The organism is Stenotrophomonas acidaminiphila, from assembly GCA_002951995.1.
Classification (GTDB): domain Bacteria; phylum Pseudomonadota; class Gammaproteobacteria; order Xanthomonadales; family Xanthomonadaceae; genus Stenotrophomonas; species Stenotrophomonas acidaminiphila_A.
Window position 1 is genome coordinate 2,604,233 of sequence record CP019797.1, and the last position, 21,048, is coordinate 2,625,280.

The 21,048-nt window shown below is 69.5% G+C and carries 20 protein-coding genes; 15 read left to right on the forward strand and 5 right to left on the reverse strand.

Translation table 11 applies throughout. The annotated features are described in order from the left end of the window. Positions 1 to 12 precede the first annotated feature (12 nt). The 4 genes from B1L07_11680 to B1L07_11695 form a co-directional block, all read right to left on the reverse strand. A complete protein-coding gene (locus tag B1L07_11680; GenBank protein AUZ55635.1) occupies positions 13 to 2,730 on the reverse strand; it encodes an outer membrane receptor protein in 2,718 nt (905 codons plus the stop codon). 483 nt (positions 2,731 to 3,213) lie between these two features. After that, complete coding sequence (locus tag B1L07_11685) at positions 3,214 to 4,905, reverse strand: amidohydrolase (protein AUZ55636.1); 1,692 nt, start codon at positions 4,903 to 4,905, stop codon at positions 3,214 to 3,216. A gap of 87 nt (positions 4,906 to 4,992) precedes the next feature. Continuing rightward, the gene (locus tag B1L07_11690) at positions 4,993 to 5,685 is read right to left on the reverse strand and encodes a hypothetical protein (GenBank protein AUZ55637.1); all 693 of its coding nucleotides are present in this window, start codon (positions 5,683 to 5,685) and stop codon (positions 4,993 to 4,995) included. A 104-nt stretch (positions 5,686 to 5,789) separates the two neighbouring features. Continuing rightward, the gene (locus B1L07_11695; GenBank protein ID AUZ55638.1) at positions 5,790 to 6,224 is read right to left on the reverse strand and encodes an OsmC family peroxiredoxin; all 435 of its coding nucleotides are present in this window, start codon (positions 6,222 to 6,224) and stop codon (positions 5,790 to 5,792) included. 326 nt (positions 6,225 to 6,550) lie between these two features. On the opposite strand from B1L07_11695, the gene B1L07_11700 reads away from it, so the two are divergent. From B1L07_11700 to B1L07_11710, 3 genes are all read left to right on the forward strand, one after another. Next, a complete protein-coding gene (locus B1L07_11700) occupies positions 6,551 to 6,949 on the forward strand; it encodes a DNA-binding protein (GenBank protein AUZ56569.1) in 399 nt (132 codons plus the stop codon). A 499-nt stretch (positions 6,950 to 7,448) separates the two neighbouring features. After that, entirely contained in the window at positions 7,449 to 7,754 is a 306-nt protein-coding gene (locus B1L07_11705) for a hypothetical protein (GenBank protein AUZ55639.1), read from the forward strand. Positions 7,755 to 7,847: 93 nt separating this feature from the next. After that, positions 7,848 to 8,435: a DUF1439 domain-containing protein gene (locus B1L07_11710; GenBank protein ID AUZ55640.1), complete on the forward strand. Its 588-nt coding sequence runs from the start codon at positions 7,848 to 7,850 to the stop codon at positions 8,433 to 8,435. A gap of 197 nt (positions 8,436 to 8,632) precedes the next feature. Here the strand turns inward: B1L07_11710 and B1L07_11715 are convergent, their stop codons facing one another. Beyond that, entirely contained in the window at positions 8,633 to 9,100 is a 468-nt protein-coding gene (locus tag B1L07_11715) for an SET domain-containing protein-lysine N-methyltransferase (GenBank protein ID AUZ56570.1), read from the reverse strand. A 177-nt stretch (positions 9,101 to 9,277) separates the two neighbouring features. Here B1L07_11715 and B1L07_11720 point away from each other — a divergent pair, with 177 nt between their 5' ends. The 12 genes from B1L07_11720 to B1L07_11775 all read left to right on the forward strand — a co-directional run bounded on the left by B1L07_11720 (position 9,278) and on the right by B1L07_11775 (position 20,942). Continuing rightward, a complete protein-coding gene (locus B1L07_11720; GenBank protein ID AUZ55641.1) occupies positions 9,278 to 9,724 on the forward strand; it encodes an SUF system Fe-S cluster assembly regulator in 447 nt (148 codons plus the stop codon). 17 nt (positions 9,725 to 9,741) lie between these two features. After that, a complete protein-coding gene (locus tag B1L07_11725; protein AUZ55642.1) occupies positions 9,742 to 11,217 on the forward strand; it encodes a Fe-S cluster assembly protein SufB in 1,476 nt (491 codons plus the stop codon). Then, positions 11,214 to 11,624 (forward strand): hypothetical protein, encoded by a 411-nt coding sequence (locus tag B1L07_11730; protein ID AUZ55643.1) that lies wholly within the window; start codon positions 11,214 to 11,216, stop codon positions 11,622 to 11,624. The genes B1L07_11725 and B1L07_11730 overlap by 4 nt, the downstream gene beginning before the upstream one ends. A 39-nt stretch (positions 11,625 to 11,663) precedes the next feature. After that, entirely contained in the window at positions 11,664 to 12,428 is a 765-nt protein-coding gene (locus B1L07_11735) for a Fe-S cluster assembly ATPase SufC (protein AUZ55644.1), read from the forward strand. Continuing rightward, positions 12,428 to 13,735, forward strand: a complete 1,308-nt coding sequence (locus tag B1L07_11740; protein AUZ55645.1) for a Fe-S cluster assembly protein SufD — start codon at positions 12,428 to 12,430, stop codon at positions 13,733 to 13,735. The genes B1L07_11735 and B1L07_11740 overlap by 1 nt, the downstream gene beginning before the upstream one ends. Continuing rightward, complete coding sequence (locus B1L07_11745) at positions 13,732 to 14,988, forward strand: cysteine sulfinate desulfinase (protein AUZ55646.1); 1,257 nt, start codon at positions 13,732 to 13,734, stop codon at positions 14,986 to 14,988. The genes B1L07_11740 and B1L07_11745 overlap by 4 nt, the downstream gene beginning before the upstream one ends. 99 nt (positions 14,989 to 15,087) lie before the next feature. Then, positions 15,088 to 15,624 (forward strand): GNAT family N-acetyltransferase, encoded by a 537-nt coding sequence (locus B1L07_11750; GenBank protein AUZ56571.1) that lies wholly within the window; start codon positions 15,088 to 15,090, stop codon positions 15,622 to 15,624. Continuing rightward, positions 15,621 to 15,953, forward strand: a complete 333-nt coding sequence (locus tag B1L07_11755; protein ID AUZ55647.1) for a benzene 1,2-dioxygenase — start codon at positions 15,621 to 15,623, stop codon at positions 15,951 to 15,953. Before B1L07_11750 ends, B1L07_11755 begins: the two co-directional genes overlap by 4 nt. A gap of 637 nt (positions 15,954 to 16,590) precedes the next feature. Beyond that, positions 16,591 to 18,873 (forward strand): TonB-dependent siderophore receptor, encoded by a 2,283-nt coding sequence (locus B1L07_11760; GenBank protein ID AUZ55648.1) that lies wholly within the window; start codon positions 16,591 to 16,593, stop codon positions 18,871 to 18,873. Between the two features lie 97 nt (positions 18,874 to 18,970). After that, a complete protein-coding gene (locus tag B1L07_11765) occupies positions 18,971 to 19,696 on the forward strand; it encodes a hypothetical protein (protein AUZ55649.1) in 726 nt (241 codons plus the stop codon). Between the two features lie 11 nt (positions 19,697 to 19,707). After that, the gene (locus tag B1L07_11770; protein ID AUZ55650.1) at positions 19,708 to 20,385 is read left to right on the forward strand and encodes a Fe2+-dependent dioxygenase; all 678 of its coding nucleotides are present in this window, start codon (positions 19,708 to 19,710) and stop codon (positions 20,383 to 20,385) included. Between the two features lie 143 nt (positions 20,386 to 20,528). Then, positions 20,529 to 20,942, forward strand: a complete 414-nt coding sequence (locus tag B1L07_11775; GenBank protein AUZ55651.1) for a hypothetical protein — start codon at positions 20,529 to 20,531, stop codon at positions 20,940 to 20,942. The last annotated feature ends 106 nt before the right edge of the window (positions 20,943 to 21,048 follow it).

Below are 21,048 nucleotides of genomic sequence, written 5' to 3' on the forward strand. Positions count from 1 at the left end.
CGGCCGCGCCGCTCAGAACGTCACCCGCACGCCGGCGGTGTAGTAGGCCCCCATCACGTCGTAATAGGGCGAGAACGTCGCGGCGATGGGCGCCTTCTTGTTGAAGACGTTGTTGGCGCTGGCATACAGCTCCACCCTGCCCTCGCCGCCCAGCCGGTAGGCGCCGCCGACGTCGTAGTACACGTAGCTGCCGATCCGGTTGTTGACGATGTTCTGGTTGCGGTCGTAGTCGCCCGCGGACAGGTAGCGCGCGCGTGCGTTGACCGAGAACGCATCGCTGTCGAAGGCGATGCTGGACACCGCGCGCCACTTCGGCACGCCCAGGCCGAACGCGTAGCCCTGCGAGCCCACGTACTCCATGCGCTTGACCCCGTCGTCGGTGCTCAGGCTGTTGACCCAGGTCGCCAGGGTGCGCAGGCGCAGCCGCCCGGGCACGCCGAACAGGCGCGCGTCGCGGCGGTAGGAGGCTTCCAGGTCGACGCCGTCGGTCTTGTACTGGGACAGGTTGGTGTAGGTGGAGACGATGCGGGTGATGTTTCCTGCCGCGTCGCGCTCGACCCGGCTGCACAGCTCGGCATTGCCGGCGGCACAGCGGCTGAGGATGTCCTGCAGCCCGATCGTGGTGATCACGTCCTTGATGTCGATGTTGAAATAGTCCAGCGACAGATCCAACCCTTCGACCGCCCGCGGCGACCAGCTCAGCCCAGCGGTCAGGGTGTCGGCCGTTTCCGGACGCAGCCCCGGGTTGCCGCCACCGTTGCTCAGCGCATACACGGTCTGGTTGTTGGTCGGGTCGGTGACGTAACTCCAGCCGGTGGTGGTGGTGGTGAACAGCTCGCCCAGGTTGGCCGAGCGGATATCGCGGGAACGGGCGATGCGGCCGCGGAAGCCATCGACGAACTCGTTGGTGAAACCGAGCTTCCACGACCAGATCGAACCGGTGGTGTTGTAGTCGGAGATGCGCGCGGCCGCGCTCAGCGCCAGGTTGTTCAGGCCGGGCACGTCGCTGACCAGCGGCACCAGCACCTCGCCGAAGGCCTCCTTGACGTTGAACGCGCCTTTCATCGCACTGAAGTTGAACGAACGGAAGGCCTTGGCCGCGTCCAGCGCGCCGACACGCTGGTCGATCGCCTCGCGCCGGCCCTCCACGCCGAACGCGACCGAGACCGCGCCTGCCGGGAGTTCCCAGGGCTCGCCGCGCAGGCTCGCACCGAACACGTCCAGCGTGGTCTTGGCACGCTGCTGCGGGGTGCCGGTCACGTAGTCGATGGCCTCCTGCGACGGCGCGCCTTCGCCGAACACGTTGATCGGCACGCAGTGCAGCGCCGGGTTGCCGAGGCTGACGCGGCATACCGGCTTGCCGGTGGCCGGGTCGATCACCGAATCGATGGCATTGGCCCACGCCTCGCGCAGGATGAACCCCGGCGTATCGAAGTTCGCCTCGGCCTCGCCATGGCTGTAGTACGCGCTCCAGCGCCAGTCGCCGGCGTAGCCGTCCAGGGCGAGCGTGGCCTGCGTGGTCTTGCGCTCGAAATCGATGTGCGGGTAGTTGATGTCGTTGTTGAAGCGGCCGATGTTGATCGTCTCACGCCCTTCGGCCAGCATCACATCGCGTACCTGCTGCGGCAGGAAGGCATTGTCGATCTTGACGGTGAAGCCTTCTCCGCGGTTGTGGTCGCCGAACCAGATGTAGTTGTTGTACATCCGCGAGTGGCGTACTTCGGCGGTCAGGCGCACATCGTCGTTCAGGTCATAACGGCCGCTGGCCAGCACCGAGTACCGCTTCTGCGGCGCGCTGAGCGGGCTGTAATCGTCGTTCGACGGCCCCTCGCCACCGCTCATCAGCGCGCCGACAACGCGGCCGTACTGGAAGTCGCGCAGCGAACCATCCGGATTGAACGCCTTGCCCGCCAGCGCGGACGTATCCTCGACACCGCCGGGCAGCTTCCGCGGCAGGATCAGTCCACCGTACGCTGCATCGGAAAAGCCCACGTCGGGCATCAATTCGAGCTGTTTGCCGTTCGAAAGCGTCGACCAGCGACCGGCGCGGCTGCGCGAACTGCGCGGCACGATGCCGTCGTTGTCGAGGAACTCGCCGCCGACCAGGAAATGGCCGCGGCCGTCGGCGAAGTCCGTGCCCCAGGCCGCCTCGAAGCGCTTCTCCTTGCCATCATTGTAGGTGGACTGCCCGGCCTGGGCGCCGGCCTTGAAGCCGACGAAGTCGTGGTCCAGGGTGATGTTGACCACGCCGCCGACCGCACCCGATCCCCACGCCGCGGAGGCACCGCCGGTCACCACGTCGACACTTTTGACGACGATCGACGGGATCGTGTTCAGGTCGTTGTCGCTGGAGATGCGGCGGCCGTCCTGCAGCACCAGGGTGCGCGAGATGCCCAGCCCGCGCAGGTCAACCGGCGCATTGCCGGCACCGGTGTTGGAACCGGTGGTCTGTGGCGAACTGGTCGCGCGGAACTGTGGCAGGTCGTTGAGCGCGGCACCGATGTTGGTGCGCGAATCGAGTTTCAGCTCTTCGGCGGTGATCGGCAGGGTCGGCGTCGGCGCCACCAGGTCGGGGCGGTCGATACGCGAGGCGGAGACGCTGACCGTGGCGAGATCGCTGACCTTGCGATCGCTGCCTTCTTCCTTGGCCTGGGCATGGACGTCGGCGGAGGCGGCCAGGGTGGCCAGGACGCACAACGTCAGGGGATGAAGCGGGAGTGGCTTGCGCATGTGTTCGTTACCCGGATTCGCGATGACTGTGGGACGCCCGCAGGGGGCGTACCGACAGTGCCAACTCGTGAACGAACAAAGCGCAGTGTCTGGGGGAAGACGAATTTCATTGCGCCTGCAACCGGATTTTCCGGCGGATCGGGCCCAGCGGCCGGCGCAGCGCCGGGGCGCGCAAACGCCCGCCGCATGGGGCGCGACGCCGCCTGGCCGGATTCGACTTGCGGATCCACCGTCTCTCGCAGGGTGAACTGCATCACGCTCGACCACGCGACGAAGAGCGGACGGTTTCTTCCGCAACCGCCGCCGTAGCGGCACATATCAGCCGCGACTGCGCGGATTTTCCACCTGCATGCAACCTGCGCGGCGTGGCTGCATGGCCTTCTGGCGCGCACAGCGTGGCGTCCACCGCGGCCTGTCCGTGCGGCGATCCGGTATCGGCGTCACGGTGCGGCTGGGCCACTCCGGCCGCGTCGTACCGCGGGGTCAGCCCTCGCCGGCCGGCGCCGCGGCGGTGTACACCGGCTCGCCATCGACCCAGGTGGACAGCACCTTCAATGCGTCCAGGCGACCGCTGGCCGGATCCAGCGGATCGCGATCGAGCACCACGAAGTCCGCGTGCAGGCCGGCGCGCAGGCGACCGACCCGGGTCTCGTCATGCCCGGCATACGCCGCGTCGCTGGTGAAGCCACGCAGCGCCTGTTCCGCGCTCAGGCGCTGCTCCGGCTGCCAACCACCCGGCGGGTGGCCATCGCGGTCCTGCCGGGTCACCGCGGCATACAGGCCCAGCCGCGGATCGACCTGCTCGACCGGGAAGTCCGATCCCAGCGCCAGCCGCGCGCCGCTGTGCAGGTAACGCTGCCAGGCATAGGCACCCTTGATCCGCTCCGGCCCCACGCGCTGCTCGGCCCAGCCCATGTCCGACGTGGCGTGGGTGGGCTGCATCGAGGCGATCACCCCCAGCCGGGCGAAGCGCGGGATGTCCTCCAGCGCCACCACCTGCGCGTGCTCCACGCGCCAGCGGTGGTCGTTGCCCTTGTGTGCGCCCAGCACCTTCTCGTAGGTGTCGAGCACGATGCGGTTGCCGCGGTCGCCGATGGCATGGGTGGCCACCTGCACCTTGCAGCCATCGGCCTTGCGCACGGCCACCTCGAATTCCTCCGGCGAGGTCATCAGCAGGCCGCGGTTGTGCGGGTCGTCGCTGTAGTCGGCCAGCAGCGCGGCGCCGCGGCTGCCCAGCGCGCCGTCCATGAACAGCTTTACCCCATGCATCTGCAGGCGCCCGCCGGGATGGGTGTAGCGCCCGTTGGCGCACAGGTCATCGAGCGCCGCGTTGTTGCCATCGGCGTAGGCGTCGATGCGCAGCGGCAATCTGCCCTGGTCGGCCAGCCGCTTCATCACCGCCAGGTCGCCGCGCGACACGCCCATGTCGTGCACGCCGGTCAGGCCGTTGCTGACCGCCAGTTGCAGTGCAGCCTGCAGGCGCTTTTCGCGCACCGCCGCGTCAGGCGCCGGGATATGCGCGCTGACCAGCGCGGATGCGGCGTCCACCAGCACCCCGGCCGGCTTGCCGGCGGCATCGCGCAGGATGCGCCCGCCCTCGGGTTGCCAGTCGCCGGACAACGACCTGCCCGCCTTTTCCGCGATCCGCAGCGCGGCGCTGTTGGCCCAGCCGGCGTGGCCGTCGACACGTTCCAGGTACACCGGTCGTTCGGGGAACGCGGCGTCCAGGTCGGCCGCGGTCGGGAACGCGGTATCGTCCCAGCGGTTCTGGTCCCAGCCGGCGCCAAGCAGCCACTCGCCCGGCGCCAGCGTCTTCTCGAACGCGCGCAGCCGCTCGACCACGTCGGCACGGCTGCGCGCGCCATTGAGATCGGCCTGCGCCAGGGTGTTGCCAAGGCCGACCAGGTGCGCGTGCGCGTCGATCAGCCCCGGCACCACCGTGGCCTTGCCGACATCGACCCGCGTGGCCTGCGGATAGCGCTGCAGCAGCGCGGTGCGTTCGCCCACCGCCAGCAGGCGGCCGTCGTCCGTGTCCCAGGCCAGCGCGCTGGCGGACGGCTGCTGCGGATCGCCGGTGCGGATGGTGTCGGCGAGCAGCACCCGCACCCCGGCCGCGACCGGCGCGACATGCAGGCAGGGAAGCAGGATGGCGAGACAGGCGGCGGTACGGCGCATGCGGGGACACTCCTGGCCAACGGGAACGGCGACTATGCCGTCATCGGCCAGGCGTGACAACGAACCGCGGGCGCCGTCGGGCGCGGATCAGTCGGCGCTGACGTCCACCCGCACCCGGATGCGTTCGCCCGGGTGGTAGTCGCGGCGGGTGTGGTACTCGCGGCCGGCGTACTCGTAGGTAACGTCGTAGCCGGCCACCCGTTCGCGCTCGTAGCCATAGCCACCAACATCGCGTTCGGGCTCGCATACGCGCACGTCCGAACGGCGGTACAGCGGACGGTTGTTGGCGTCATAGATCGCGCGACCGGCGGCGCCGCCGGCGACGGTACCGATCGCGGTGCCGAGATAGCGGCCATCGCCGCCACCGATGCGGCTGCCGATGATGGCGCCGGCCAGGCCACCGATCACCGTTGCCACCTGGCGCCCGCCATCGCTGCCCTGGCGATAGCCGCCATCGCGCCCGTCGCCATAGTCGCGGATATCGCCACGCTCGCGGCGGTAGCCGTCGGCGTCGTACACGTAATCGCCATCGCTGCGCTCGTAACAGGCGCCCTGGCGGCCGCCGCCGTCGACGATGATCGGATCCACCCGCACCACCCGGGCATAGTCGTAGACCGGGCCGTTGTCGTCGCGGTCGTAACGGCCATCATCGTCGCGCCACTGGCCGCTGCTGCCCGGGTAGGGGCGATAGCTGCCGTCGTCGTAGCGCTGCGCCGAGGCGGTGAACGCCAGCAGGCAACCAAAGACCAGGACACCTGCAACAGGCAATGATCGGGACATGGCGGCCGCACCGGCGTGGGAGATGGACGGATGCTCCGGCGCGGCGCGTGAAACGGCCCTGAACCGGAACGCCGGGGCGGTTGCGCACCGCCCCGGCCGACGGGTCAGGAGGCGAACTCGGTTTCCAGGCTGATCGGCACCGCGCCGAGCGCCTTGGACACCGGGCAGTTCTGCTTGGCGTCGTCGGCCACCGCGCGGAACTTCACTTCGTCCATGCCGGGCACCACCGCCTTCACCCTGAGGCGGATGCGCGACAGCTGCGGCCCGCCCTCCATCGACAGGTCGACATCGGCGCGGGTGTCGAGCGAGCGCGGCGGGAAACCGGCTTCGGTCAGTTTCGCCGACAGCGCCATGGTGAAGCAGCCGGCGTGCGCGGCGGCGATCAGCTCCTCGGGATTGGTGCCCTTCTCGTCGCCGAAGCGGCTGGAAAACGCGTAGCGGGTGTTGTCCATCAGGCCGCTCTGCGGCGTGCTCAGCCGCCCCTGCCCGCTCTTGAGGTCACCTTCCCAGTGCGCGGTGGCGTGACGCGAAATACCCATGGCAAGTCTCCTGTGCATGCATTGAAGGTGGCCCCAGCCTAGGCGAGCGTTCGTTAGCGCCTTGTGCGCCGCGGCGGCATCGCCCCGCGCGCCGGCCAGCGCTGCCGGCCGCGCCCATGCCCGCCGCCATTACCGGCATGCACCCCCGCGTTTGCCGTGCATTTTCCCGCCGCCGTCGCCCGCGCCGTGGCAAAAGGGCGGCTGGATGCAATTTTTATGGGGTTTTTGTGCCCCGGCCTATTGGCGATGCACCGCGCATGCCCTACATTTCGCTTGCCGACGGGGTCGGCACGACCAACAACCATCCGCTCACGGAACAGGAAACCATGGCAAAGACCGCTAAGAAGGCTGCCCCGAAGAAGGCAGCGAAGAAAGTCGCTACGAAGGCAGCCGCCAAGCCGGCCGCTCCCAAGCCGATCAAGGAAGCCCTGACCAAGTCGGGTCTGGTTGCACACCTGGCCGAGGCGACCAGCGTCGCCGCCAAGGATGTCCGTTCCGTCCTGGCCGCGCTGGAAGGCGCCGTTGCCGCATCGGTCAACAAGAAGGGCGCTGGCAGCTTCACCCTGCCGGGCCTGCTGAAGATCACCACCGTGAGCGTGCCGGCCAAGCCGAAGCGCAAGGGCATCAACCCGTTCACCAAGGAAGAGCAGTGGTTCGCCGCCAAGCCGGCTTCCACCAAGATCAAGGTGCGCCCGCTCAAGAAGCTCAAGGACGCCGCGATCTGATCCGCGCGCCCTGGGCGAAACAACGGGACGGCCATGCCGTCCCGTTTTTTTTTGCGCCGTGCACGGCGCTTCCCGGGTCATCGACGGGCAACGCCGGAATCGTCCCGGCGCCCGCCTGCAAGGCGTCTGCACCAACCCGCGCGGATGCGCGGAGGGGAGATCCAGCCACCGCGCGCAAGCGCCGCCATCACCACGGTGCGTTGCCGGATCGGCAGCAATCCGCGGGCGCCGACATGCACCGGGAGCAGCGCTGCCGCGCAGCCGGTGGTTGGAAAGCGCGGGACGTGCCCCCCAACGGACGCCGTGGCCGGCGCCGTGGACCGGTGCGCCACGCGGCCTGCGGCACGCCCGCCAGCGATGGCCACGGGGTGCCCGCCGGCACGGGCCGCTGCCCTGCGCGGCGGCCTGCACTGGAACACAGCGTCATGGGCTGACGCCTCGCCCCGGCCGCGCGCCGGGCCTATGGTGGTCGCCAAGCCACACGACCCCACGCCACACCATGTCCAGCAGCAAGCACCGTTACCGCATCACCGTCACGCCGATCGAAGCCGATGGCCTGCAGTGCAGCGGCCGTTGCACCATCGAGTTCGAGCAGCGCAGCCCGCGCGACTGGATGCGCGAACTGGAGGAGGCCCAGCGGCAGCGGCGCCTGTCCTGCAACGAGGCCGCCGGCGTCGTGGTCGCCACCGGGCTGCTGGAAGCGCTGGCCGCGGCCGCGCGCGGCGACGGCCACCCGCTGGCCACGCTGCAGCCGGAACTGGACGGACTGATCGCGCGGCTGCGCGCACTGCGCCCGGCGCAGTGACTGCGGCGACGCCGTCGCCAGCGCGCTAACCGGCCATTCACCGTTTCCGGGTATCGTGCGTCGCTTCCCGCCGCACTCTCACAGGCCGATACGATGAACCTCCGCACCCTGTTGCTGCCCGCCGTCGCCTGCGTGGTCCTGGCCACCAGCGCCCATGCCGCGCCGCAGGTCAGCGGCCGCCGGCTCCTGGTCGACGCGGCCGACGTGCAGCACTACCTGGACGGCAGTTTCCCGCGGTCGCAGAAGGCACTGGGCGGGCTGCTGGCGATGACCGTCAGCCAGCCGCGGCTCACCCTGCCCGCGGGCAGCCGCCTGAACCTGCAGTTCGACCTGGCCATGGCCGCCGCCGGCGGCGCGCCGATGCCGGTGGGCAACGTACAGCTCAGCAGCGGCCTGCGCTACGACGCGCAGACCCGTGGCTTCCACCTCGAGCAGCCGACCGTCGACGCGTTCCGCCCGGCCATGGCCGGGGCCGAACTCGACGCCGGTACCCGCGGCCTGCTCAACACCTGGCTGGCCGACTACGCGCGCCGCGAGCCGATCTACCGCATCGAACCGGCCATCGCCAACGTGATGGGCGCGCTGCAGGTGAAGTCGGTGGGCATCGAGAACGGCCGCATCGCGGTGGACTTCAACCAGAACCTGGGCACGCTGCTGCCGCAGGGGCTGCTGGGCAACTGAGGTTCCGCGCGCCTGCGATGACGCGAGGCGCCACGAAACGGACGGCCGTGGATGCGCGGCTTGCCCCGCCTGGCGCTCCCCGGGGAAGTCCAGCGCGGGGCAAGCCCGGCACCTGCGGACCAGCGGGCAGTTCCACCTGCCGGGAACGAAGAAGGCCGCCGAAGCGGCCTTCTTCATGTCCAGTCACCCGCTGCCGCTCAGCGCTTGGGCTGCAGCATGGTGCCGGTGCACTTGGGCGAGCCGCAGCGGCACTCCCAGATCTTCTTCAGCCGCGGGGTGTGGCGCTCGGCCAGGGTGATGCCGTAGTTGTAGGTCAGCTCCTCGCCCGGACGGATCGCGCGGATCGCCTCGATGAACACCTTGTCCGCGGTGCGGTCGTCGCCCTCGGCCTCTTCGATCAGCGCCTCGCAGTTGGGGTCGCAGCTGTGGTTGATCCAGCGCGCGTCGTTGCCCTTGTAGCTGGCATCGATGACGTAATCGTCGTTGAGCGTGAACAGGAAGGTATGCCCGCTTTCCACGTCGCCCGCATCGTCGGCGTCCACCTCGGCGTGGGTCCGGCGCAGCCCCTTGTACTCGATGATGCGCTCGCCCTTGGCGATGGCCGCCAGCGCGAACACGCCATTGCCGTGGATGGTGGATTTGCGCGCCTGGATCTTCTTGGGCATGTACATGGCCGGGAAACGATGGGAAGGGGGATTCTCGCGCAGTCGCGCAGGCTTCCCAAGCCCGGGGCGCCACAAGGCGGCCGCTTGACCTGCATCAACGCGGCGGCCGGCGGCCGATTTGAGGCCCCGCGCACAAAAGCGTACAATTTCGGTCCACATTGATTCCCCCGCCTTCGCATGCTCCGCGTCACCAAGCTCACCGATTACGCCAGCGTCGTCATGACCGTGCTCGCCACGCGGCCGGACGAGGTCTTGAGCGCGACCGAGCTGGCCGAGGCCGCCGGGCTCGAACCGCCCACGGTCAGCAAGCTGCTCAAGCCGCTGGCGCAGGCCGGGCTGGTCGAAGGCCTGCGCGGCGTGCGCGGCGGCTACCGCCTGACCCGCCCGGCCACCGAGATCAGCCTGATCGAGATCGTCGAGGCGATGGAAGGCCCGCTGGCGATCACCGAATGCAGCCAGGGCGAGAGCCAGTGCGGCATCGCGCGCCAGTGCGGGGTGCGTTCCAACTGGCGGCTGATCAACGACGTGGTCGCCGATGCCCTGCGCGGGGTCACCCTGGCGCAGATGCTGCACCCCCTCCCACTTGCTGATCGCCGGCGCATCGACGTCAGCATCGTTTCCTGAATTCCGTAGGCAGCCTCATGGCCACCGAGACCATCGACAACGTCGGCAGCGCCGACACCCCCAACCGCGAGATCCACGAACAGCTGGGCCGCAAGTACGCGGCCGGCTTCGTCACCGACATCGAGTCCGAGTCGTTCCCGCCGGGCCTGGACGAGGACATCATCCGCGCCCTGTCGGCCAAGAAGGACGAGCCGGAATGGATGACGCAGTGGCGCCTGGACGCCTACCGCCATTTCCTGACCATGCGCCAGCCGGACTGGGCCAAGCTGCAGATCGGCCCGATCGACCTGCAGGCGCTGAGCTATTACTCCGCGCCCAAGGGCCCCAAGTACAAGTCGCTGGACGAAGTCCCCAAGGAACTGCTGGACACCTACGACAAGCTCGGCGTGCCGCTGCATGAACGCGCCAGGCTGGCCGGCGTGGCGGTCGACGCGGTGTTCGACTCGGTCTCGGTGGGCACCACGTTCCGCAAGGAACTGGCCGACAAGGGCGTGATCTTCTGCTCGATCTCCGAGGCCATCCGCGAGCACCCCGAACTGGTCCGCCAGTACCTGGGCTCGGTGGTGCCGGTGGGCGACAACTATTTCGCCGCGCTCAACTCGGCGGTGTTCTCCGACGGCAGCTTCGTGTTCGTGCCCAAGGGCGTGCGCTGCCCGATGGAGCTGAGCACCTATTTCCGCATCAACGCCAACAATACCGGCCAGTTCGAACGCACGCTGATCATCTGCGAGGACAGGGGCCACGTCTCCTACCTGGAAGGCTGCACCGCGCCGATGCGCGACGAGAACCAGCTGCACGCCGCGGTGGTGGAACTGGTGGCGCTGGAAGACGCCGAGATCAAGTACTCCACCGTGCAGAACTGGTACCCGGGCGACGAGAACGGCGTGGGCGGCATCTACAACTTCGTCACCAAGCGCGCCGAATGCCGCGGTGCCCGCTCCAAGGTCACCTGGACCCAGGTGGAGACCGGTTCGGCGATCACCTGGAAGTACCCTTCGTGCGTGCTGCTGGGCGACGACTCGGTGGGCGAGTTCCACTCGGTGGCACTGACCCACCACCGCCAGCAGGCCGACACCGGCACCAAGATGATCCACGTCGGCAAGCGCACCAAGAGCAAGATCGTGTCCAAGGGCATCAGCGCCGGCCGTGGCCAGAACACTTACCGCGGCCTGGTCAAGGTCGCCGCCAGCGCCGACGGCGCGCGCAACTACACCCAGTGCGACTCGCTGCTGATCGGCAAGAAATGCGGCGCCCATACCTTCCCCTATATCGAGGTGAAGAACCCCGCCGCCACCGTCGAGCACGAGGCCACCACCTCCAAGATCTCCGACGACCAGCTGTTCTACTGCCGCGCGCGCGGCATCGACCAGGAGAACGCGGTGTCGATGATCGTCGACGGCTTCTGCAAGCAGGTGTTCAAGGAGCTGCCGATGGAGTTCGCGGTGGAAGCCAAGAAGCTGCTGGAAGTGTCGCTGGAAGGCTCGGTCGGATGAGTCGCCTGCCCCTGCTCCTGCTGGCATTGCTGCCGGTCGCTGCCTCGGCCGCGTCGCCAGGCAAGGCCTGCGACAGTGCCCGCACCCAGCTGGACATCAACGAATGCGCCGCGCGTGAAGCCGACGCCAGCGATGCCGAGCTCAACGCCGTGTACCGGCAGGTGATGCAGAAGCTGCAGGGCCAGCCGGTGGCCATCGCCAGGCTGCGCGACGCCCAGCGCCTGTGGATCCAGCTGCGCGACGCCGACATCCAGGCACGCTACCCGGTGGGCAAGGACGAGAACCCGCGCGTCCTGTACGGCTCGATGTACCCGATGCTGTATTCGGCCAACAAGGCCGAGCTCACCCGGCAGCGCACCGGCTGGCTGCGCGCCACCTTCCTCGATCGCGCCGAAGGCGAGCTCTGATCGCCCTGCCCCACATTCAAATTTGAAGACCGCACCCTCATGTTGAAGATCGAAAACCTCCACGCAAGCATCGCCGGCAAGGAAATCCTCAAGGGTCTGTCGCTGGACGTGAAGCCCGGCGAAGTCCACGCCATCATGGGCCCGAACGGCGCCGGCAAGTCCACGCTGGGCAATGTGCTGTCCGGCCGCGATGGCTATGAGGTCACCGCGGGCAGCGTGCGTTTCGAGGGCAACGACCTGCTGGAGCTGGAGCCGGAGGCGCGCGCCGCCGCCGGCCTGTTCCTGGCGTTCCAGTACCCGGTGGAGATCCCGGGCGTGAACAACACCTATTTCCTGCGCGCCGCGCTCAACGCCCAGCGCAAGGCGCGCGGCGAGGAAGAACTCGATTCGATGCAGTTCCTCAAGCTGGTGCGGCAGAAGCTGGCCGTGCTGCACCTGAAGGACGAGCTGCTGCACCGCGGCGTCAACGAGGGCTTCTCCGGCGGCGAGAAGAAGCGCAACGAGATCTTCCAGCTGGCGGTGCTGGAGCCGAAGCTGGCGATCCTGGACGAGACCGACTCGGGGCTGGACATCGACGCGCTCAAGAGCGTGGCCGACGGCGTCAACGCGCTGCGCTCGCCGGAGCGCTCGTTCCTGGTCATCACCCACTACCAGCGCCTGCTCGACTACATCAAGCCGGACGTGGTGCACGTGCTGGCCGATGGCCGCATCGTCAAGAGTGGCGGCCCGGCGCTGGCGCTGGAACTGGAAGCGCACGGCTACGACTTCCTCAAGGACCGCGTGGTGCGCGAGGCGGCCAAGTAATGAGCCCGCTCCTGCAATCGCTGGCCGCCGCGTTCTGCGGCAACGACGAGCGTCGTGCCGCGCTCGATGCCGCGCTGCGCAGCGGCCTGCCCGCCGCGCGCAGCGAAGCCTGGAAGTACACCTCGCTGCGCCAGCTCGAACGCCGCAGCTTCGATGCCGCGCCGCTGCAGGCGCCGGCCATCGACGCCGCACTGCTGGCCGCCATCCCGGCGCCGCGGCTGGTCTTCGTCAATGGTCGCCCCAGCGACGCCCACAGCGACCTGTCAGGGCTGGACACCGGCGTCCAGGTACGCACGCTGTCGGCGGTACGCCGCGACGAGCCGCTGGCCGCCGGCTTCCTGGGCCGCCGCTTCGACCGCGCCGAGGAGGTGTTCGCCCAGCTCAACGCCGCGCTCGCCGATGAGGGCGTGCTGGTGCAGGTGGCCGAGGGCATCGCCGCGACAACGCCGTTGCACCTGGTGTTCGTCAGCGCGCCGCTGGCCGCCGCGCACGCCGATGCCACGACCGCGGCCGCGACCCGGGATGCGACCGACATCGCCTGGCATCACCGGCACCTGGTCGAACTGCGCCGTGGCGCGTCGCTGGACCTGGTCGAACACCACCTGCATGCCGGCGACAGCGCGCACCTGGACAACACACTGGTGCATGTCCACCTGGCGCAGGGCGCGCGGCTCGCGCATGCCCGCGTGCAGGCCGACAGCGCGCGCGCCACCGCGCTGCTGCGCACCGACGCGGTGCTGGCGCGCGATGCGGAGTACCGCCGCATCGACCTGGAACTGGGCGCCGCGCTGAGCCGCCATGAACTCAACGTGCGCCTGGAAGGCGACAACGCCCTGCTGGTCGCCAATGGCGTGCTGCTGGGCACCGGCCGCCGCCACATCGACACCCGCCTGGGCATCGAGCACATCGCCCGCGACACCCGCGCCGAACTGCTGTGGCGGGGCGTGGCGGCCAACCGCAGCCGGGTCGTGTTCCACGGCGGCATTCATATCCGCGAGGGCGCCGACGGCACCGACGCCAACCTGTCCAACAAGAACCTGCTGCTGTCCGCCGACGCCGAGATCGATACCCAGCCCACGCTGGTGATCGACGCCGACGAGGTCAAGGCCGCGCACGGCGCCACCGTCGGCCAGCTCGACGCCAACGCGCTGTTCTACCTGCGCTCGCGCGGGGTGCCGGCCGAGCAGGCGCGCGCCATGCTCAGCACCGCGTTCTGCCACGAGCCGCTGGCCGCCGTGGACGACACCCTCACCGGGCAGCTGGTCCAGCACCTGGGCCAGGCACTGCACCAGGCAGGCATGGCATGAACCTTTCCTCCCCGCGCCCCCTCCCCGACACCGGCAGCGCCCCCGACTGGGAGCGCGTGCGTACCGACTTCCCGCTGCTGATGCGCGAGGTCAACGGCAAGCCGCTGGTGTACTTCGACAACGCCAACACCGCGCAGAAGCCGCTGCCGGTGATCGGCGCGGTCGATGAGTTCTACCGCCGCTACAACGCCAACGTCAGCCGCGCGGTGCACGCGCTGGGGACCGAGGCCACCGACGCCTACGAAGGCGCGCGCACCAAGCTGGCGCGCTTCCTCAACGTGCGCGCCAACGAGCTGGTGCTGTGCAGCGGCACCACCTTCGCCATCAATCTGGTGGCCTACTCGTGGGCGCTGCCGCGGCTGAAGGCCGGCGACGTGATCCTGGTCTCGCGCATGGAGCACCACGCCAACATCGTGCCGTGGCAGCTGGTCGCCGAACGCACCGGCGCCCGCATCCGCGTGGCCGAGATCACCGCGGACGGCAGCCTGGACATGGACGCGCTGCACGCGGCGATGACCGCGGACGTGAAGCTGCTGGCGCTGACCCACGTCTCCAACGTACTGGGCACGGTCAACCCGGTGCGCGAGATCTGCCGCGAAGCGCGCCGGCGCGGCATCGTCAGCGTCATCGACGGCTCACAGGCCGCGCCGCACCTGGCGCTGGACGTCGCCGCCATCGGCTGCGACTTCTACGCCGTCACCGGGCACAAGATGTGCGGCCCCACCGGCACCGGCGCGCTGTGGGCGCGCCGCGAGCTGCTGCAGGAGATGCCGCCGTTCCTGGGCGGCGGCGAGATGATCAAGGAGGTCAGCTTCGACGGCACGGTGTTCAACGACGCGCCGCACAAGTTCGAGGCGGGCACCCCCAACATTGCCGGCTTCGTCGGCCTTGGCGCGGCGGTCGACTACCTGGACGGCCTCGGCCGCGACCACATCGCCGCCCGCGAACAGCAACTGCTGGCGCACTTCACCGAGGAACTGCAGCGCGTGGACGGCGTGCGCATCTTCGGCACCGCGCCGCACAAGGCGGCGGTGGTCTCGTTCCTGGTCGAAGGCGCGCATGCGCACGACCTGGCCACCCTGCTCGACCTGCAGGGCGTGGCGGTACGCTCCGGCCAGCATTGCGCGCATCCGTTGCTGCAGTACTACGGGGTGGCCGCGACCTGCCGTGCCTCGCTGGCGTTCTACAACACGCACGCGGAAATCGAGGCGTTCATGGCCGCGCTGAAGAAGGTACGCGCCCTGTTGGGCTGAGCGTGGAGGCGGGGCATGCCCCGCCCGCGGCGTTGCCGTCACGGCATGCGCGGCAGGCCCCGCATCTACAAGGAAATCCGGCATCGCTACAATGCGGCGATGGATACCCTCACCTTCCGCAGCGCCACCCCGGACGACGTTCCGGCCCTGATCGAACTGGTCACCTCGGCCTACCGTGGCGACGCCTCGCGCGTGGGCTGGACCACCGAAGCCGATCTCCTCGACGGCCAGCGGGTGGACGCCGCGGGCCTGCTCGCCGACATCCAGCGGCCGCGCAGCGTGATCCTGCTGGCCGAACAGGGCGGGCGGCTGCTGGCCTGCTGCCACGTCGCCGACGAGGACGGTCATGGCTACTTCGGCATGTTCGCGGTCAGCCCCGCGGCGCAGGGCGGCGGGGTCGGCAAACAGGTCATGCAGCATGCCGAGCGGCTTGTCGCGGCGCAGTGGGGGCTGCCGACCATGCAGATGACCGTGATCGACTGCCGCGACGAACTGATCGCCTTCTACGAGCGCCGCGGCTATGCCCGCACCGGCATCAAGAAGCCGTTCCCGTACGGCGACGCGCGCTTCGGCCTGCCCAAACGCGACGACCTGCGCTTCGAAGTCCTGGAGAAGCGACTGGAGCCGGCGGCATGAGCGCGACCTGGACCTATGTCTGCGCCAGCGATGAGCTGCTGCCGGGCGAGATGAAGACCGCGTTCGACGAGGTGACCGGCGCGCCGATCGTCGTGTTCAACCTGGACGGCGAACTGTACGCGCTGGAAGACCAGTGCACGCACGAGGAGTTCGAGCTGTCCTCGGGCAGCATCGACCCGGTCGAGGGCAGCATCGAGTGCGTCCTGCATGGCGCCCGTTTCGATGTCCGCGACGGCCGCGCCCTGTGCGCCCCGGCCTATACCCCGGTGCCCAAGTTCCCGGTCAAGCGCGAGAACGGCGGCATCTGGGCCCGCGACGACCGCGACTGACCCAGCCGGCACGGCGCCGGTCGGGGCACCGCGCATGCGTGTGGACATGCGAATCATTATCGTTTAATTTACCGTTATGCATGCCGCCCGCCCCCGCCCGCGCGGCTCCCGCGACGGAGCCCCGCCCTGCCTGCCGACCGTTCCGGTGCGGCGGTACTGGCATCTGTGGCTGCTGGCATGCGGCTTTCTCGCCACCTGCCTGGTGGCGGCGCTGGCCCCTGCGGCTCATGCCGCCACATCGCCCGCCGGCGGCGCGGCCGTTGTCACGTCCGCCGGCCAGCCGGCGGCCCCGGGCGGCCCATCGCTGCACCTGACTGCGATTGCCGAAGCCGATGCCGAAGCAGCGACCCGCGTCGCGCGCCCGGCGGCACTGTCGCGCGCGCCCTGGCCGGCATCGCATCCGGCCCGGCCAGCCACGCCTCGGCGGATCAAGCCGGCGCCTGCGGCACCCGGCGCACGGGCGTACCGGTCGCCTCCGGGGCATGCGCCCCCTGCGCGCCACCACGGCTGAGTTCCGCGCGGCCGGGTCCACCTGCCAAAGGCCGCGCCTGCCTGCTCCGTTCCGCTTCCCGGGCGTCCGCACCGCCGGCGCCCGCGCTGCTGCTTTCATCTTTACTTTTCCCGGACATCGTCATCCATGAGCCCCATCAAGACCCGCAAGTACCCGCCGCGTGCCGCCATGCTGGCCACCGCCACCCTCGCCGCCGGCTTCTCGCCCTTGGCCGCGCAGGCGGCGGACGCTGACGCCGGCGCCGCACAGGCCACCGATCTGGACAAGGTCCAGGTCCGCGGCAGCTGGTTCGCGCCGTCCTCGCCCAAATTCACCGCCGAACTGCTGGATACGCCCAAGTCGGTGGCCGTGGTCACCGAGAAAACGCTGCAGGAGATCGGCGCCACCAACCTGGTGGACGCGCTGCGCATGGTGCCCGGCATTACCTTCGGCGCTGGCGAGGGTGGCAATTCGACCGGCGACCGCCCGTTCCTGCGTGGCTTCGATGGGCAGAGCAACATGTTCGTCGATGGCCTGCGCGACGTCGGCAGCCAGACCCGCGAAGTGTTCGACCTGGAGCAGCTGGAAGTGGTCAAGGGCCCGAGCTCGGCCTACGGCGGCCGTGATTCCGGCGGCGGCAGCATCAACCTGGTCAGCAAGACCCCGAAGCTGAAGAACCAGACCAGCGCCAGCATGGGCGTGGGCAGCGACCGCTACGCGCGCGGCACCGTGGACGCCAACTACGTACTTGGCGACGGCATCGCCGCGCGCCTGAACCTGCTCAAGCACGAGTCCGACATCCCCGGCCGCGACGCCGCCAACGTCAGCCGCTGGGGTATCGCGCCGTCGATCGCGTTCGGCCTGAACGGGCCGCTGCAGGTGATCGCCAGCCATTACCACCTGGAAACCGACGACCTGCCCGATGCCGGCGGCTTCCCGTATGCCGACCCGGCCACCGGCACCACCACCGGCCGGCCGCTGGTGCCTGACCGCAACAACTACTACGGGCTGAAGGACCGCGACTTCCAGCGCACCCGCGCCGACATCAGCACCCTCGATGCCAGCTATGACCTGGGCGGCCACAAGCTGCGCAACATCGCGCGCCTGGGCAACACCAGCAACGACTACCTGTGGACCCAGCCGGACGACAGCAAGAACAACCCGAACAAGTACGGCACCCTGTGGCGCCGCACCAACGACCGCGCCATCGACACCCGCACCTTCGCCGACCAGCTCAGCCTGACCGGCGCCTTCCAGACCGGCGGGCTGAAGCACAGCTACAGCGCCGGGGTCGAGTACAGCGAGGAGAAGAGCAGCAAGGGCCGCTACCTGATCGGCGGCGGCGGCACCAGCAACGCCATCAATGGCACCCAGGCCTGCCCGACCACCGGCGCGGCGACCGGCTGGAACTGCACCGACTTCTACAACCCCAACCCGAACGACCCCTGGGCCGCCACCCACCCGGTCACCCGCAGCGACAAGGCGCTGGACATCCGCCAGACCACGCGCACCGCGTCGGTGTACGCGTTCGACACCCTCGAACTGAGCCCGCGCTGGCTGCTCAACCTGGGCCTGCGCTGGGACGACTACGACACCGAGCAGGTCACTCCCGTCGCGGGCAAGGCGCCGACCGTGCTGCGCAACAGCGAGTCCTTCGTCAACTACCAGGCCGGCGTGGTGTTCAAGCCCACGGCCAACGGCAGCATCTACCTGTCCTACGGCACCTCGTCCACGCCGCCGGGCATGGACAGCGGCGAAGGCAACGACGCGATCAGCGCCGCCATCCAGAACCTCAAGCCGCAGGAGACCAGGAACTACGAGCTGGGCACCAAGTGGGACCTGTTCGGCAACCGCCTGAACCTGACCGCCGCGCTCTTCCACACCGAGGTGAACAACGCGCGCGTGGTGGTCGACAGCGGTGACACCCGCAACGCCGGCCGGAAGGCGATCAACGGCGTGGAGATCGGCATCAACGGGCAGATCAGCGAACGCTGGAGCGTCGCCGGCGGCTACACCTGGATGGATTCGGAGCTGAAGGACAACGGCTACGTCTGCTCGGTGCCCAGCCGCAGCGGCTGCCCGGCGCCCGGGGTGTGGATCGTCTCGCCGAACAACGGCAACGTCTTCCCCAACACGCCGCGGCACGCGGCCACGCTGTGGACCACGTATGCGCTCCCGTTCGGCCTGACCCTGGGCGGTGGCGCCAGTTACGTGGACAAGCAGTACGGCGACGTCGCCAATACCAAGTGGATCCCGGCCTACACCCGCTGGGACGCGATGGCCAGCTACGCCCTGCAGGACAACATCAGCCTGCAGCTCAACCTGCAGAACCTGACCGACAAGGTCTACTTCACCAAGGCCTATTCGTCGCACTACGCGAGCATCGCGCCGGGGCGTTCGGCCACGCTGGCGCTCAACGTCAGGTTCTGATCCCGGGACACGGACGGCGGCAGGTCTGCTGCCGCCGTCTTCGCCTTTCCGGCAGGCCCGTCTTTCCTCCAAACGCCAAGCCCGATCGAAGCCACCGATGTCCGCGTCCTCCCGCCCCTTCCTCGATGCCGACGCGCTGGCCGCGCGGCTGAGCACGGACCCGCACGCGGCCTTCGCCGATGTCCGCGCGGCCGCCCAGGGCGGACTGGTCGCCGCGCAGCTGCTGCTGGCGCAGATGTACATGGACGGCAAGGGCGTGGCGCGCGACGCCGAAGCGGCATTGCTGTGGTACGCCACCGCGGCCAACAACGGCGATGCGCTGGCGATGAACATGCTCGGCCGCTGCCACGAACTGGGCCAGGGCACCGCGCACGATCCGGCACTGGCTGCCGTCTGGTACCGGCGCGCGGCCGAGGCCGGGCTGGACTGGGGCATGTACAACCTGGCCAACCTGCTCGCCACCGGCCGCGGCGTGGCGCAGGACCGCCGCCAGGCGCTGGCGCTCTACACCCGCGCCGCCCACCTGGGCCACGCCAAGTCGATGAACCTGCTGGCGCGCCACTTGGAAGACGGGCTGGAGACCGCGCGCGACCCGCAGGCGGCGCTGGACTGGTACCGGCGCGCGGCCGAAGCCGGGGACTTCCGCGGGCAGGCCAACTACGCCTCCATCCTGTTGCAGCAGGCGCGCATCGACGAAGCGCTGCACTGGCTGCGGCTTGCGCTCGCCCACGGCAGCCCCGCGTTCATGGCGCATATCGTTCCGCAACTGGCCGCCTCGCCGCACCCCCGGGTACGCGCGCTGGTCGACTCTCCCGCAGACTGAGGAAAGCCCCGATGCTGCTGCATATCCCCAACGTGTTGACACCGGCGCAGGTCGCCGGCTTCCGCGCCCGGCTCGACGCCGCGCAGTGGATCGATGGCCGCCAGACGGTGGGCCACCTCGGCGCCCAGGCCAAGCGCAACGAGCAGTTGCCGGAAGATTCGCCGCTGCGGCGCGAGCTGGGCGAGACCCTCCTGCTGGCACTGGCCAGGCACCCGCTGTTCTTCAGCGCCGCGCTGCCGCTCAAGTACCTGCCGCCCCGCTTCAACCGCTACACCGGTGGCGGCACCTACGGCTTCCATGTCGACGGCGCGGTGATGAACCTGTCCCAAGGCGAACAGCTGCGCTCGGACGTGTCGTGCACGCTGTTCCTCAACCCGCCGGACGAGTACGACGGCGGCGAGCTGGTCATCAGCGACACCTATGGCGAGCACGCGGTGAAGCTGCCGGCCGGCGACCTGATCCTGTACCCCTCCAGCAGCCTGCACCAGGTGACGCCGGTGACCCGTGGCGCGCGGCTGGCGTCGTTCTTCTGGGTGCAGAGCATGGTCCGCGACGACACCCGGCGGCGGATGCTGTTCGAACTGGACAGCTCCATCGAGACCCTGCGCCAGGGCAACGCAGATGCCGGCGCGGTGCTGCAGCTGACCGGCGTGTACCACAACCTGCTGCGGCAATGGGCCGAGGTCTGACGGTGCGGTGGGCGGGTTGATCCACGTCAACCCGGCTTTAAATGAAATGAATTCTTATTTGCATCGGATAACGAATCCCAACTACAATTGCGCAACGCCGCCGGCCCGTTGATCGGCGGCCACTGACGCCTACCGGGGATCCGATGCACCACCTGCTCCGCCGCCGCTGCCTGTCCGCCCTTGCGCCCCTGCGCAACGGCCTGCGCATGCCGCTGTGGGGGTTGATGGTCCTGTGCCTGCTGCTGGGCCCTGCCGGCACCGGCCAGGCGCATATCGCGCCCGCGACCCGGGCGCCGTCGGCCGCCGTCGGCGCAGGCGAGGAAACGCCCGCGGGCGAGACGGCCGCGCAGGAAACACCCGCCAAACTGCGCCGCGTGGCCACGCTGCAGGCGCCGCGCGCGGCCTGCCTGCGCGCCGCGCCGCCACGTCCCGTGGCATGCGCAGTGGACAGCGCATCGACCCTGACGTCCGCCCTGCCGGCGGCTTCGCCGGCGCCCCCGGCCGCCCTGCCCAGGCACTGGCGGTCGCAGCGCAGCCAGGCGCCCCCGCCGCGCTGAGCCGTCGCCGCGCGGCCACGCCGCGCCTGTTCCACCGACCCTTCCGTCGCTGCCATGGCGCCCGTGCGCCAGCGGCCCGCCGCACCCTTCTCCATTCCGTTCCCGA

Bases quoted from the DNA above. Each gene is read 5' to 3' on its own strand.
- B1L07_11680 (AUZ55635.1), bottom strand. From the start codon at position 2,730: ATGCGCAAGCCACTCCCGCTTCATCCCCTGACGTTGTGCGTCCTGGCC.
- B1L07_11685 (AUZ55636.1), bottom strand. From the start codon at position 4,905: ATGCGCCGTACCGCCGCCTGTCTCGCCATCCTGCTTCCCTGCCTGCAT.
- B1L07_11690 (AUZ55637.1), bottom strand. From the start codon at position 5,685: ATGTCCCGATCATTGCCTGTTGCAGGTGTCCTGGTCTTTGGTTGCCTG.
- B1L07_11695 (AUZ55638.1), bottom strand. From the start codon at position 6,224: ATGGGTATTTCGCGTCACGCCACCGCGCACTGGGAAGGTGACCTCAAG.
- B1L07_11700 (AUZ56569.1), top strand. From the start codon at position 6,551: ATGGCAAAGACCGCTAAGAAGGCTGCCCCGAAGAAGGCAGCGAAGAAA.
- B1L07_11705 (AUZ55639.1), top strand. From the start codon at position 7,449: ATGTCCAGCAGCAAGCACCGTTACCGCATCACCGTCACGCCGATCGAA.
- B1L07_11710 (AUZ55640.1), top strand. From the start codon at position 7,848: ATGAACCTCCGCACCCTGTTGCTGCCCGCCGTCGCCTGCGTGGTCCTG.
- B1L07_11715 (AUZ56570.1), bottom strand. From the start codon at position 9,100: ATGCCCAAGAAGATCCAGGCGCGCAAATCCACCATCCACGGCAATGGC.
- B1L07_11720 (AUZ55641.1), top strand. From the start codon at position 9,278: ATGCTCCGCGTCACCAAGCTCACCGATTACGCCAGCGTCGTCATGACC.
- B1L07_11725 (AUZ55642.1), top strand. From the start codon at position 9,742: ATGGCCACCGAGACCATCGACAACGTCGGCAGCGCCGACACCCCCAAC.
- B1L07_11730 (AUZ55643.1), top strand. From the start codon at position 11,214: ATGAGTCGCCTGCCCCTGCTCCTGCTGGCATTGCTGCCGGTCGCTGCC.
- B1L07_11735 (AUZ55644.1), top strand. From the start codon at position 11,664: ATGTTGAAGATCGAAAACCTCCACGCAAGCATCGCCGGCAAGGAAATC.
- B1L07_11740 (AUZ55645.1), top strand. From the start codon at position 12,428: ATGAGCCCGCTCCTGCAATCGCTGGCCGCCGCGTTCTGCGGCAACGAC.
- B1L07_11745 (AUZ55646.1), top strand. From the start codon at position 13,732: ATGAACCTTTCCTCCCCGCGCCCCCTCCCCGACACCGGCAGCGCCCCC.
- B1L07_11750 (AUZ56571.1), top strand. From the start codon at position 15,088: ATGGATACCCTCACCTTCCGCAGCGCCACCCCGGACGACGTTCCGGCC.
- B1L07_11755 (AUZ55647.1), top strand. From the start codon at position 15,621: ATGAGCGCGACCTGGACCTATGTCTGCGCCAGCGATGAGCTGCTGCCG.
- B1L07_11760 (AUZ55648.1), top strand. From the start codon at position 16,591: ATGAGCCCCATCAAGACCCGCAAGTACCCGCCGCGTGCCGCCATGCTG.
- B1L07_11765 (AUZ55649.1), top strand. From the start codon at position 18,971: ATGTCCGCGTCCTCCCGCCCCTTCCTCGATGCCGACGCGCTGGCCGCG.
- B1L07_11770 (AUZ55650.1), top strand. From the start codon at position 19,708: ATGCTGCTGCATATCCCCAACGTGTTGACACCGGCGCAGGTCGCCGGC.
- B1L07_11775 (AUZ55651.1), top strand. From the start codon at position 20,529: ATGCACCACCTGCTCCGCCGCCGCTGCCTGTCCGCCCTTGCGCCCCTG.